Raw genomic sequence first — 13,487 nt, 5'->3', positions numbered from 1 at the left:
GGCGCCACACGGTAAAATACGGGCTTCTCCGATTTTGCGTTCTGTGATTATGCCTAGGCCTATACTCGCTACCATCCACGTTGATTCCCTGAAACATAATCTGGCACTGGCCAAAGCCCAGTCGCCCGGTGCGCGCGCCTGGGGCGTGCTCAAGGCCAACGGCTATGGCCATGGACTGGAACGGGCCATGCGCGGCTTCGCCGACGCGGACGGACTGGCGCTGGTGGAGGTGGATTACGCGGTCAGGCTGCGCGAACTGGGCTGGACCAAGCCTATCCTGCTGCTGGAAGGTTTCTTCGACCCGCAGGATATCGCCACCATGGCCGAGCACAATATACAGGCCGCCGTGCATTGCAACGAGCAGCTGGCCTGGCTGGAAGCGGCGCAGCAAGACTTGTCGGCGCGCGGCGTGCGATTTGATCTGCATCTGAAAATGAATAGCGGCATGAACCGGCTCGGTTTCATGCCGCAAGCCTTTGCTGCGGCCCATGCCCGCCTGAGCGCGATTTCCTGCGTGGCCAGCATCACCATGATGACCCACTTTGCCAATGCCGACGATACCGCGCACCCGCTGCTGCCTATCGCCGAGCAGATCCGCCGCTTCGAGGCCGGCACGGCCGGGCTGGAGGGCGCGCGCAGCCTGTCCAATTCGGCCGGCGTGCTGCTGCACCAGAAAACCCTGCGCAATGACTGGATACGTCCCGGCATCATGCTGTACGGCGGCACGCCGGGTGGTGCCACGGCAGAACAGTTCGGCCTGCAGCCCGCCATGACGCTGAGTAGCGAAATTATCGGCGTGCAGGATATCGCGGATGGCGAGCTGGTAGGCTATGGCAGCCGTTTCCAGGCCGAAGGGAATATGCGCATCGGCGTGGTGGCTTGCGGCTATGCGGACGGCTACCCGCGCCACGCGCCGCTGGGCACGCCCGTGCTGGTGGACGGCGTGCGCACCCGTCTGATAGGGCGGGTGTCGATGGATATGCTGACGGTGGATCTGACCCATCTGCCGCAGGCCAGGGTGGGCAGCAAGGTGGTGCTATGGGGCCGCGGCAATCCTATCGACGAGGTGGCAACGGCCGCCGGTACCATAGGCTATGAGCTGATGTGCGCGCTGGCGCCCCGCGTGCCGGTGGTGGAAGGCTAGCCATGGCCAAGGCGAAAACCCAGTACACCTGCAGCGAATGCGGCGCCGTGGCGAATAAATGGACCGGGCAGTGCAGTTCCTGCCAGCAGTGGAACAGCATGCTGGAAACCGTCGTCGAGAGCGCAGGCAATAACCGCTACTCGCAGCCGCAGCATCAGTCGCTGGCGCAGACGGCGCCGGTGCTGTCGCTGGCCGATATCGACGCCATCGATGTGCCCCGTTTCGGCACCGGCATCGAGGAATTCGATCGCGTGCTCGGCGGCGGTCTGGTGGCGGGCGGGGTGGTGCTGATCGGCGGCGACCCCGGCATCGGCAAATCCACCCTGCTGCTGCAGGCACTGGCCAATGTCTCGCAACTGAAGAAAGTGCTGTATGTAAGTGGCGAGGAGTCGGGGGCGCAGATCGCCCTGCGTGCCAAGCGGCTGGCCATCGATGCGCGCGAGCTCAAGCTGCAGGCCGAAATCCAGCTGGAGAAAATTCAGGCGACGCTGGCCGAGCTGAAACCGGAAGTGGCGGTCATCGATTCTATCCAGACGCTGTATTCGGATGCGCTCAGCTCTGCGCCCGGCTCGGTGGCGCAGGTGCGCGAGTGTGCCGCCCAGCTCACCCGCGTGGCCAAGCAGACCGGCATCACCATGATACTGGTAGGCCACGTCACCAAGGAAGGCGCGCTGGCCGGGCCGCGCGTGCTTGAACACATCGTCGATACAGTGCTGTATTTCGAGGGCGATAGCCATTCCAGCTTCCGCCTGGTGCGCGCTATCAAGAACCGTTTCGGCGCGGTCAATGAACTGGGCGTGTTCGCCATGACGGAAAAGGGACTCAAAGGCGTATCCAACCCGTCGGCCCTGTTCCTGTCCCAGCATGACAATCAGGTGCCCGGTTCCTGCGTGATGGTGACGCAGGAAGGCACCCGTCCGCTGCTGGTGGAAATCCAGGCGCTGGTCGATGCCAGCCACCAACCCAATGCGCGCCGCCTGTCGGTGGGGCTGGAACAGAACCGGCTGGCCATGCTGCTGGCTGTGCTGCACCGCCATGCCGGTATTGCCGCTTTCGATCAGGATGTGTTCATCAACGCCGTGGGCGGGGTGAAGATTACCGAACCGGCGGCCGATCTGGCGGTGCTGCTGGCGATTAATTCGTCGATGCGCAACAAGCCTCTGCCGCGCGGCTTTGTGGTGTTCGGCGAGGTGGGGCTGGCCGGTGAAATCCGTCCGGCGCCGCGCGGTCAGGAGCGCTTGCGCGAAGCGGCCAAGCTGGGCTTTTCGATCGCCATGATCCCCAGCTCGAATGCGCCCAAGCAGGCTATCGAAGGCATGACCATCCTTGCCGTCGACCGCATCGACGACGCCTTTACCAAGCTGCGCGAAATCCAGTAAACCTGTATTGTTATGGCTGCTCGTCTATGAGCCAGAAATAGCACCAAAAAGCATGGTTTGCCGCATAAAAAGCGGCCAAGTATTAGTCCAAAGGATAGTAAATTGTTAGCCGATCAACGAGCTGTGCCGCGTAAGATTCTGAGAGCAAAAGTAATGGTGGCAATGGACGGTATGCCGCCTTTTCAGGGCCGCACCATCGATATCAGCCCGCAGGGCTTGTCACTGGAGTCAGACCACAAGCTGCAACCGGGCCAGACGGGCCAGATGATGTACGAGATTTTCCTCGACGGCAAGGCGCAGGTGCTGACCTGCCGCTGCAAAGTCAGCCACTGCATATTCAGCGGTGACCAGTTCAAGATCGGCTTCCATTTCGTCAATCCTGATGCTGCGGTCACGGCGGCCGTCGCCAAATACATGCGCTAGGGCAGGAGGGCGGGCCAGTCGCCGGAGCAGAGCCTGATTCGCGGGTCTGCTCGGCGGTTTAAAAGTTCTATCATGTTGCATACTATGTAAGTAATTCTGATCGGACTGCACCATGGCTACCTCTTCTATTAATACTGCTACCACCAGCGGCAGTTCCACGCTATCGACGGACGTCTACAACCGCGTCCAGAAGACCATGTCGGCCCAGAACGGGGCAGCGACCAAGCTCAATGCCGCGCTCAAGGCCGATCAGACCAAACTGTCGGGTCTGGGGCAGCTGAAGAGCGCTCTGTCGGCCTTCCAGACGCTGGCGGGCAGCCTGTCCGGTGGCGGCCTGAGCACCAGTGCCAGCGTGTCGAGCAAATCCGTGCTGACGGCCAGCAGCAGCGGGGCGGCCAAGGCCGGTACTTATGCGCTCGATATCAAGCAGCTGGCGCAAGGCCAGTTTCTGACCAGCGATGCGTTCGCTGCCGCCGATAGCAAACTGGGCAGCGGTGCCCTGAGCACCGTAAAAATCGATTTCGGTACGGCCGACAGCAAAGGTTTTACCCTCAATGGCAGCACGGCCAGCAAGAGCATCACCATCGATAGCAGCAATAACACGCTCGCCGGCATCGCCGCGGCGCTCAAGGCAGCGGGAGTGGATGCCCAAGTCGTCAAGGACGAGGATGGTAAATACGCGCTGGCCCTGAACGGCGCCAGCGGTGCGGCCAACAGCATGCGCATCAGCGTTTCCGGCGATGCTGCACTAAAGAGTCTGCTCAGTTTCGATCCTGACGGCACCCAGAAGCTCAAGCAGGGCGCCGCCGCCAGCGACGCCGTGCTGACGGTGAACGGCAAGCAGCTCACCAGTGCCAGCAATACGCTGGACAAGGCTATCGCCGGACTGACGCTCAAACTGACCGGTACCGGTAAGACGGATGTGACGGTGACCCAGGATGCCAGCCAGATCGGTAGCAATCTGAAATCCTTTGTTTCGGCCTACAACGAACTGAACAAGAAGCTGCAGGCATTGCAGAAGGGTGATCTGAAAGGCGATACGGCGCTCAATCAGACGCTCAGCCAGTTCAGCACGCTGATCAAGTCGGGCGGCGGGGTGTCGCAATCGGCACTGGCGGCTGCCGGGCTGGGGCAGGATAGCAATGGCAATCTGGTGCTCGATGATAAAAAACTGCAGGCGGCCCTGACTAGCGATGCCGGCGCCCTGAGCAAACTGTTTACCAATGATGGGCGCGGGCTGGCCGATCTGCTGGCAGCGCAGGCCGGTAGTCTGAGCGGCGACAGCAGCGCGCTGAAGCGTGAAACTACGCTGGTGAGCAAGGAAATTACCAGCATTACGGCCAAACGGAGCAGCCTGAGCAAGGCGCTGACGGCACAGGCCACGGCACTGGCCGCGCTGTACACGGCGCAGGCCCAGACGGGATCGGGCTCGGCCATCAACGGCAGTTCCGGCAGCGCCGGTACGCTGTTCGATATGCTGGGCTGAGCCGGCACGCGACAGGAGCCGCTTTAGGCGCTTTTTTCTACAGAATTCCTTGCATCCCTGCCAGCTATGCCCGATCATGCGGGCTAGTGATCGTTTCCTATTTCGGAGGTGTTATGGCAGGGAAGTTCGTTGGCGGTCTGATGCTGGCAGCCGGTCTGATGGCAGGTGCCGTGCAGGCGCAGGAGGAAAAAGTCCTCAATATCTACAACTGGTCGGACTACATCGCCGACGATACCGTGAAGAATTTCGAGAAGGAAACCGGTATCAAGGTGCGCTATGACCTGTTCGATAACAACGAGATTCTGAATTCGAAGTTGACTGCTGGCAAATCGGGCTATGACATCGTGGTGCCGACGGCGCAATGGGCGCGCCTGCAGATCGATGCCAAGCTGCTGCGCAAGCTCGACAAGAGCAAGCTGAGCAATCTGAAAAACATGGATCCTGCCATCCAGGCCAAGCTGGCCAGCATCGATCCGAACAATGAATACCTGATCGACTGGCTGTGGGGCTACACCACGGTGGGCATCAATGTGAACAAGGTCAAGGCGGCGCTGGGCGGCATGCCCATGCCGGACAATGCCTGGGACCTGATCTTCAACCCGAAATATGCAGCCAAGCTGAAATCATGCGGCGTATCCTTCCTCGATTCGCCGTCCGAAGTACTGCCGGCCGCGCTGATCTATCTGGGCAAACCGGCCTATTCGAAAAATGCCGCCGACTACGCGGAAGCGGGCAAGCTGCTGCAATCCATCCGTCCTTACGTAACTCTGTTCAGTTCGTCCGGTTATATCAATGACATGGCCAACGGCGCCGTCTGCGTGGCGCTGGGCTGGTCGGGCGACATCAATATTGCGCGCCAGCGTGCCATCGATGCTAAAAACGGCAATGTGATCGAAGTGCTGGTGCCTAAGACTTCGGCGGCACTGGTGTTCGATACCATGGCGATTCCGGCTGATGCACCGCACCCGAACAATGCCCACCTGTGGATGAACTACATCATGCGTCCGGAAGTGCATGCCAGCCTGACCAACAAGGTGTTCTATGCCAACCCGAACTCGGCCAGCGTGAAGTTTGTGCGCAAGGATATCGCGGGCAACCATACGGTGTTCCTGACCGATGCGGACAAGCAGCGCATGGCCGCGCCCGAAGCCGTGCCGGCGGATATCCGCCGCAACATTACCCGTCTCTACACCAAGTTCAAGACCGGCATGTAATCAGCAGCCAAGCTGCGCTGCAGCCACGGCTGCAGCGCAAAAAAAACAAAGGCGCCGGCAGCGATCTGCTGCAGGCGCCTGTCTGGCTCATGGCCGTCCGGGCTATTCGTGATAGCGGTCCATCAGTTTGTGTTTGCTGCCGCGCGTTTCAACGATAATTTCATATACGACTAGGGCTATCATTCCGCCGAAGATACCCATGGTGAGCAAGGTGAACATGCGATCCTCCCTCTGGTTGATACGCTTTCACTCTAGCAGCCAATTGCCGATTTACAAGGCTGGCGTAAGCGGTATTTGCGCTAGCTCAGTCCGCTCTTATTTCATGACCAGATCAGCCGCCATGACGGCTTTCAGATACAGGCTGGCCGCATCGCCCGCCTCGCGCTGGCAGAACCACCACGCGCTGGCCTTGCGCATTTCCCAGTCCATATCTTCGCCCGTCATCAGCAGCGCCGCCACCTGTCCCAGCGTGGGCTGATGGCCCACCACCAGCACGGAATCCTTGTTGCCGGGCCAGTTGGCCGCTTTCAGGATGTCGACCGGATCGGCGCCCGGCGCCAGATCATTGTGGATGCGGAATTTGCGCCCCAGCGCTTCGGCCGTCTGCAGGGTACGCACGGCCGGGCTGACCAGTACCTTGCAGCTATCGGGTAGTTGCGAGCCCAGCCACTGGCCCATGCGGCGCGCCTGCTTCTGGCCTTTGCCGGTCAGTGCGCGTTCCAGATCGGCCATGCCCGCCTGCTGCTCTTCCGCTTCCGCATGGCGCCACAGGATCAAGTCCATTTCACTCCTCCAGTTGCGGGCTGGGTGTACCCAGCGTTGCCATCAGGTGCTGCTGTGCGCTCAGGGGCGACTGCTTGGCGCGCGGTTTGCGGCGCTGGTAGTGGCCGCTAGGTTCCAGTTCCCACGCATTAGTGTTGTCCTTGAGATAAGGGTTGAGTCCTTCCGCCAGCACCCGCCGTTTCAGATGCTTATCCAGCACAGGGAAAGCCACTTCGATACGGCGGAACAGATTACGGCTCATCCAGTCGGCGCTGGCCAGCAGGATGTCGTGTGCCAGATCGTTGCGGAAATAATAGATCCGGCTATGTTCGAGGAAGCGGCCTATGATGGAGCGCACGCGGATGTTTTCCGACAGGCCGGGCACGCCCGGTTTCAGGGTGCAGGCACCGCGCACGATCAGATCGATCTTCACGCCGTCCTTGGAAGCAGCATACAGCGCGCGGATCACCGATTCGTCGACCAGTGCATTGATTTTAACAATAATTCGCGCCGGCCGTCCCGCGCGCGCGATGCGTGCTTCATTGCGGATCGCCTTGATGATTTCGTTCTGCAGCGCAAACGGCGCCAGCCACAGGTGCGACAGGCGGTGCGGCTTGGTCAGGCTGGTCAGGTGGATGAACACTTCGTTGACTTCGCGCGCAATGCCGTCGTGGCAGGTGAGCAGGCCGAAGTCGGTGTAGAACTTGGTGGTGCTGGGGTGGTAGTTGCCCGTGCCGAGGTGGGCGTAGTAGCGCAGTTTCTGGCCTTCGCGGCGGATCACCAGCGCTACCTTGGCATGGGTTTTCAGGCCCACCACGCCATACACCACTTGCGCGCCGGCCTGTTCCAGCTTGTCGGCCCAGTTAATATTGGCTTCTTCGTCGAAGCGGGCCTTGAGTTCGACGATGACGGTGACTTCCTTGCCCTGCTGGGCCGCCAGTATCAGCGATTCCATCAGGTCCGAGTTCATGCCGGTGCGGTAGATGGTCTGCTTGATGGCCACCACATGGGGATCGGTGGCGGCACTGCGGATGAAATCGATAACGGTCTGGAAAGTCTGGTAGGGGTGGTGCAGCAGAATGTCGTGCTGGCGCAGTTCGGCAAAAATATCGAGGTTGGCATTTTTGCGCGCATTGCCGGGGATGAAGGGCGGGAAGCGCAGCGCCGGTTCGTTGACATGATCGGTAATTTCCGTCAGCCGTACCAGATTTACCGGGCCGTTCACCGCATACAGCCGGCTCTGGTCAAGGCCGAACTGGTTGAGCAGGAATTGCGACAGTTCGGGCGGACAGTTCATGGCCACTTCCAGCCGCACCGATTTGCCGAACTGACGGCCCTGCAGCTCGCCCTTCAGGGCCTGACGCAGATTTTTCACTTCGTCTTCATCTACCCACAGGTCGCTGTCGCGGGTGACGCGGAACTGCGAATAGGCCAGCACTTCGCGGCCGGCAAACAGGTCGGAAATGTGGGCGTGGATGACCGAGGACAGCAGGCAGAACGATATGCCGCCATGGTCCGACAGGTGGTCGGGCAGGCGGATAATCCTAGGCAGTACACGCGGCGCCTTGACAATCGCGATGGCGGTGCCGCGCCCGAAGGCATCTTTGCCGGACAGCGAGACGATAAAGTTCAGGCTCTTGTTGACCACCTGCGGGAAGGGGTGGGCCGGATCGAGGCCGATAGGGGTGAGCAGGGGACGGACTTCATTGTCGAAATATTCCTTGACCCAGGCCCGCTGGGCTGCATTGCGCTCATTGTGGCGCACCAGATGCACGCCCGCTTCGGCCAGCTGCGGCAGCACTTCCTGATTGAGGATTTCGTACTGGTGCTCGACCAGTGCGTGGCATTCGTCGCTGATGCGGTTGAGCGTGGCGACCAGAGCAGGGTGGTTGGACAGGGTGCCGTCTATGGTGCCGGCCGCCAGCAGGCTGGCCACCCGTACTTCGAAGAACTCGTCGAGGTTGCTGCTGGCGATACATAAATAGCGCAGCCGTTCCAGCAGGGGGATGGCGCGGTCTTCGGCTTGCGCCAGCACACGCCGGTTGAACATCAGTTGCGAAATTTCCCGGTCGAGGAAGGCGGAGGTCTTGCTAATATCAGCGGACAGATCGGGCTTCATGTCTTTTTATTCACCTTGCAATTATGGCATTCTACGCCAGATGACGTAAATGTTGTAACAGTGTAAGCAGCAAATATGACAAGTCCGTGACAGAAGCTGTCATAAAAGCCTGTCATAAAGCGCGAAATATGACAGCACTCTCTGTCATATTAGTCCTATCCGGATGAACTTCTCATAGTGTGCGGGGTCTATTCCAGTCGGCTAGTGGGAAATTTCAGGATTTTTTGTTCATGTCATAAAGCTGTCACAAACGCTGGTTAGACTGCGCAGCATCCTAACCCGTCATAACAAAGGACTTGATATGCGACTGAAACACTTGTTTTCCTCTCTGGTAGTTGGCGCGGCTGCTGTAATGGCATTCTCGTCCGCTGCTCACGCCGCCGATATGACCGGCGCCGGCGCAACCTTCCCATACCCTATCTATGCGAAATGGGCGGAAGCGTACAAAGCCAGCACCGGTAACGGTCTGAACTACCAGTCCGTCGGCTCGGGCGCCGGCATCAAGCAGATCAAAGCCAAAACCGTGGACTTCGGCGCATCCGACATGCCGCTGAAAGCCGAAGAACTGGACGCCGAAGGCCTGATGCAGTTCCCGGCCATCATGGGTGGCGTGGTTACCGTGGTCAATCTGGACGGCGTGGCCCCTGGCCAGCTGAAGCTGACCGGCCCGGTCGTTGCCGACATCTATCTGGGCAAGATCACCAACTGGAATGCCCCGGAAATCGCTGCGCTGAACCCTGGCGTGAAAATCCCTGCCGGCGAAATCACCGTGGTACACCGCGCTGACGGTTCGGGCACTTCCTTCCTGTTCACCGACTACCTGTCGAAAACCAGCCCTGCCTTCAAAACCCAGATCGGTGCCGGCACCGCAGTGAAATGGGTGGTCGGCGTAGGCGGTAAAGGCAACGAAGGCGTTGCTGCCAACGTACAGCGTATCAAGGGTTCGATCGGCTACGTCGAGTGGGCTTATGCCAAGAAAAACAAGATGTCGCACACCCAGCTGAAAAACAAGGATGGCAACTACCTGCAGCCTGACGACGACTTTTTCAAAGCCGCTGCTGCCAATGCCGAATGGACCAAAACCCCGGGCTTCGGCGTGGTACTGACCGACCAGGCTGGTAAAAACTCGTGGCCTATCACCGGTGTGTCCTTCATCCTGATGCACAAAGCGCAGGCTGACGCGAACAAAGGCAAGGAAGTCATCAAGTTCTTCGACTGGGCCTTCAAGAACGGCGGCGCTGCTGCAGTTGAACTGGACTACGTGCCACTGCCACCAGCCGTGGTGAAACAGGTGCAGGACGCATGGAAAGCCAACCTGAAAGACGCTTCGGGTAAAGCAATCTACTAATCTGTAGTCCCCTCGCTGCTGCGGCGGCGAGGGGGTTAGCCTGCGCTTCCCGTCCGGGTGGCGCAGGCTAGCTTCCATCGACGAGATCACTATATGAGTGCTGACATCACTTCCACGCCCTTGAATACTAACGAGCCAGTCCAGATGGCAATAGCCACCACCACCGATGATGCAGCACAGCGCGCCATGCATCGCACCATGCGCAAGCAGCGCATACAGGATTTCTTCTTCCACAAAACCACCATGCTGTTTGCACTATCCGTGCTGGCGGTGCTGCTGGGGATTATCGTCTCGCTGATGGTGGGCGCCTGGCCGGCTTTCAAGGAGTTCGGCCCCCGTTTCATCACCACGGTGGAGTGGGACCCGGTCAATGACCAGTACGGCGCGGCGATCGCCATCGTCGGCACGCTGGCCACCTCCGGCATTGCGCTGCTGATCGCTTTCCCGGTCAGCTTCGGCATTGCCCTGTTCCTGACTGAAATCTGCCCGGCCGGACTGCGTCGCCCGCTGGGGACGGCAGTGGAACTGCTGGCCGGCATTCCGTCCATCATCTACGGCATGTGGGGCCTGTTCGTATTCGCGCCCCTGTTCGGCGACTATGTGCAGCCGCTGCTGAAGAGCGTGCTGGGCCCGCTGCCGATTATCGGCCAGTTCTTCGCCGGTCCCACCATGGGCATCGGTATCCTGACCGCCGCCCTGATTCTGGCCGTGATGATCATTCCTTTCATTTCCTCGGTGATGCGCGATGTGTTCGAAATCGTGCCCGCCGTGCTGAAAGAATCGGCCTACGGTCTCGGCTGCACGCGCTGGGAAGTGGTGCGCAAGATCGTGCTGCCTTACACCAAGACCGGCGTGGTGGGCGGTGTGATGCTGGGGCTGGGCCGCGCGCTGGGCGAAACCATGGCGGTGACCTTTGTGATCGGTAACGCCAACAAGCTGTCGTGGTCGCTGTTCGCGGCCGGGAACTCGATCGCGTCCACGCTGGCCAATGAATTTGCCGAATCGGATACGCCGCTGCATACCTCGTCGCTGTTTGCGCTGGCACTGATCCTGTTCGTGATCACCTTTATCGTTCTGTCCGCCGCCAAGCTGATGCTGGCTGGCATGTCTCGCAAGGAAGGCGTCAAATGAAGCAAGTTATGAATCCGGTGTACCGCAAGCGCCTGCTGACTCACCGCATCGGCATTGCGCTGTCGGTGGGCGCCATGTCGATCGGCCTGCTGGTGCTGGCTTGGATACTGATTACGCTGATCGTGAAAGGCTTCGGCGCGCTGAGCGTGAATATGTTCACCCAGACCACGCCGGCGCCGGGCAGCGAAGGCGGTGGCCTGATGAATGCCATTTTCGGCACGGTGATGATCGTCAGCCTGTCTACCCTGATCAGCACCCCGATCGGCATACTGGCCGGTATCTATCTGGCCGAATACGGCGAAGAGAACAAGGTGGCCAACCTGACCCGCTTCGTCACCGACATCATGCTGTCGGCACCGTCCATCGTGATCGGCATGTTCGTCTGGGCCATGTATGTGGCGACGGCCAAGCACTACTCGGGCTACGCGGGCTCCATCGCACTGGCCCTGATCGCCGTGCCGGTGGTGGTGCGCACCACCGACAATATGCTGCGACTGGTGCCTAACAGCCTGCTGGAAGCCGCGTTCGCGCTGGGCGCACCGCGCTGGAAAGTGGCGCTGATGGTGCGTCTGCGTGCCGTCAAAGCCGGGGTGATCACGGGCGTGCTGCTGGCGGTGGCGCGGATTTCGGGCGAAACGGCGCCGTTGCTGTTCACCGCCCTGAACAACCAGTTCTTCAGCGCCGATATGAATGCGCCTATGGCCAATCTGCCGGTGGTGATCTACGGCTTCGCCATGAGCCCTTATGACAACTGGCGTGAACTGGCCTGGGGCGGCGCCCTGCTGGTGACGTTCAGCGTGCTGGCGCTGAACATCCTGTCGCGTACCGTGTTTAGCCAGAAACAACCGAATTAATCTGATAGAGCGAATAATCCATGAATACCCAACTGAGTGCAGAGAACGTGGTAGCCAGCCAGAATAGCGCAGCCGTGAACGGCAAGTCGAAAATCATTGAAATCAAAGGCCTGAACTTCTTCTACGGTAAGAGCCAGAGCCTGCATAACGTCAATCTCGATATCCACGAGAAACAGGTAACGGCCTTCATCGGCCCGTCGGGCTGCGGCAAATCGACCCTGCTGCGTACCCTGAACCGCATGTACGACCTGTATCCGGGCCAGCGCGCCGAAGGTGCCATCCTGTATCGTGGCAATAACATCCTGGAAGGTAATCAGGACGTCAACATGCTGCGCGCCAAGGTCGGCATGGTGTTCCAGAAACCGACCCCGTTCCCCATGTCGATCTACGACAACATCGCTTTCGGCGTGCGTCTGTACGAAGACCTGTCGAAAGGCGAGATGGACGAGCGGGTGGAATGGGCGCTGAAAAAAGCTGCGCTGTGGACTGAAGTGAAAGACAAGCTGGGCAAGAGCGGCCTGTCGCTGTCCGGCGGTCAGCAGCAGCGTCTGTGCATCGCCCGCGGCGTGGCCGTGAAACCGGACGTGCTGCTGCTGGATGAGCCGACTTCGGCGCTGGACCCGATTTCGACTTCGAAGGTGGAAGAGCTGATCAGCGAACTGAAAGGCGATTACACCATCGCCATCGTCACCCACAATATGCAGCAGGCAGCGCGCTGCTCGGATTACACGGCGTATATGTATCTGGGCGAGCTGGTGGAGTTCGGCGAGACGGACCAGATTTTCATGAATCCTGCCCGCAAAGAGACGCAGGACTACATCACCGGCCGTTTCGGCTGATCAACCTTATAATATCCACACGATTACGGAGAGCAGCATGATCGGTGAGCATTCATCCAAACAGTACGACAACGAATTAGAGTCCATCCGCTCCAAGGTATTGCTGATGGGCGGCATCGTCGAGACCCAGTTCCTCGACGCCATGACCTGCTTCCGCATCGGCAACCCCGAGCGGGCTGACCGCGTGATGCGCGAAGACGACGCCGTCAACCAGCTGGAAGTGTCGCTGGACGACGCCTGCAGCCATCTGATCGTGCGCCGTCAGCCGGCGGCCAACGATCTGCGCACCATCATGGCCACCATCAAGGTGATTACCGATCTGGAGCGCATCGGCGACGAAGCCACCAAGATCGCCCGCATCGCCAAGGCCCTGCATGCACGCGGCGCCGTCACGGTGAGCCACTACGAAATGGTGCGCGGCATCGCCACCAACGCCAGCGACATGCTGCACGATGCGCTTGATGCATTTGCCCGCAACGACGGCAAGCGCGCCTTGCAGCTGATCGCCCAGGATGCCGTGATCGATCATGAATTCCGCTCCATCATGCGTAATCTGATTACCTTCATGATGGAAGATCCCCGTACCATTTCGGCAGCGCTCGATACGCTGTGGGTGGCCAAGGCGATCGAACGGATAGGCGATCACGCCAAGAATATCGCGGAATATGTGATCTACGTGGTCGATGGCAAGGATATCCGCCACACCAAGGCAGCACAGATCGAAAACAGCGCCCCCGAGCAGGCGGAGTAATCTGCCGCAACGAACGGCACAATTAAAATAAAATAAA

At 59.8% G+C, this 13,487-nt stretch carries 12 protein-coding genes; 10 read left to right on the top strand and 2 right to left on the bottom strand.

Annotated elements, in window-relative coordinates:
• Positions 1-49 precede the first annotated feature (49 nt).
• The 5 genes from alr to GTP27_RS01875 all read left to right on the top strand — a co-directional run bounded on the left by alr (position 50) and on the right by GTP27_RS01875 (position 5,646).
• A complete protein-coding gene (gene alr / locus GTP27_RS01895; RefSeq protein ID WP_161037475.1) occupies positions 50-1,144 on the top strand; it encodes an alanine racemase in 1,095 nt (364 codons plus the stop codon).
• Positions 1,145-1,146: 2 nt separating this feature from the next.
• The gene (gene radA, locus GTP27_RS01890) at positions 1,147-2,523 is read left to right on the top strand and encodes a DNA repair protein RadA (protein WP_161037474.1); all 1,377 of its coding nucleotides are present in this window, start codon (positions 1,147-1,149) and stop codon (positions 2,521-2,523) included.
• 153 nt (positions 2,524-2,676) lie between these two features.
• Entirely contained in the window at positions 2,677-2,946 is a 270-nt protein-coding gene (locus tag GTP27_RS01885; RefSeq protein WP_229633304.1) for a PilZ domain-containing protein, read from the top strand.
• 112 nt (positions 2,947-3,058) lie between these two features.
• The gene (gene fliD / locus GTP27_RS01880) at positions 3,059-4,432 is read left to right on the top strand and encodes a flagellar filament capping protein FliD (RefSeq protein WP_161037473.1); all 1,374 of its coding nucleotides are present in this window, start codon (positions 3,059-3,061) and stop codon (positions 4,430-4,432) included.
• 113 nt (positions 4,433-4,545) lie between these two features.
• Positions 4,546-5,646 carry a polyamine ABC transporter substrate-binding protein gene (locus tag GTP27_RS01875; protein WP_161037472.1) on the top strand — a complete coding sequence of 367 codons (1,101 nt, stop codon included), beginning with the start codon at positions 4,546-4,548 and terminating at the stop codon, positions 5,644-5,646.
• Between the two features lie 315 nt (positions 5,647-5,961).
• Here GTP27_RS01875 and sixA read toward each other — a convergent pair whose 3' ends face one another.
• Both sixA and ppk1 read right to left on the bottom strand, forming a co-directional pair.
• On the bottom strand, positions 5,962-6,429 hold the full coding sequence (gene sixA / locus GTP27_RS01870) for a phosphohistidine phosphatase SixA (RefSeq protein WP_161037471.1): 468 nt from the start codon (positions 6,427-6,429) through the stop codon (positions 5,962-5,964).
• A gap of 1 nt (position 6,430) precedes the next feature.
• Positions 6,431-8,527, bottom strand: coding sequence for a polyphosphate kinase 1 (gene ppk1 / locus GTP27_RS01865; protein WP_161037470.1), 2,097 nt, complete (start codon positions 8,525-8,527; stop codon positions 6,431-6,433).
• 301 nt (positions 8,528-8,828) lie between these two features.
• Between ppk1 and pstS the strand changes: the two genes are divergently transcribed.
• The 5 genes from pstS to phoU all read left to right on the top strand — a co-directional run bounded on the left by pstS (position 8,829) and on the right by phoU (position 13,450).
• Entirely contained in the window at positions 8,829-9,875 is a 1,047-nt protein-coding gene (gene pstS, locus GTP27_RS01860) for a phosphate ABC transporter substrate-binding protein PstS (RefSeq protein ID WP_161037469.1), read from the top strand.
• A gap of 144 nt (positions 9,876-10,019) precedes the next feature.
• Entirely contained in the window at positions 10,020-11,006 is a 987-nt protein-coding gene (pstC, locus tag GTP27_RS01855) for a phosphate ABC transporter permease subunit PstC (protein ID WP_202416478.1), read from the top strand.
• Complete coding sequence (gene pstA / locus GTP27_RS01850) at positions 11,003-11,860, top strand: phosphate ABC transporter permease PstA (protein WP_161037467.1); 858 nt, start codon at positions 11,003-11,005, stop codon at positions 11,858-11,860. Before pstC ends, pstA begins: the two co-directional genes overlap by 4 nt.
• A 20-nt stretch (positions 11,861-11,880) precedes the next feature.
• Complete coding sequence (gene pstB / locus GTP27_RS01845; RefSeq protein ID WP_229633303.1) at positions 11,881-12,699, top strand: phosphate ABC transporter ATP-binding protein PstB; 819 nt, start codon at positions 11,881-11,883, stop codon at positions 12,697-12,699.
• 37 nt (positions 12,700-12,736) lie between these two features.
• Positions 12,737-13,450: a phosphate signaling complex protein PhoU gene (gene phoU, locus GTP27_RS01840; protein WP_161037466.1), complete on the top strand. Its 714-nt coding sequence runs from the start codon at positions 12,737-12,739 to the stop codon at positions 13,448-13,450.
• Positions 13,451-13,487 lie beyond the last annotated feature (37 nt).

The organism is Duganella qianjiadongensis (assembly GCF_009857915.1).
Classification (GTDB): domain Bacteria; phylum Pseudomonadota; class Gammaproteobacteria; order Burkholderiales; family Burkholderiaceae_D; genus Rugamonas; species Rugamonas qianjiadongensis.
This window is presented reverse-complemented; position numbering and strand designations above follow the sequence as displayed.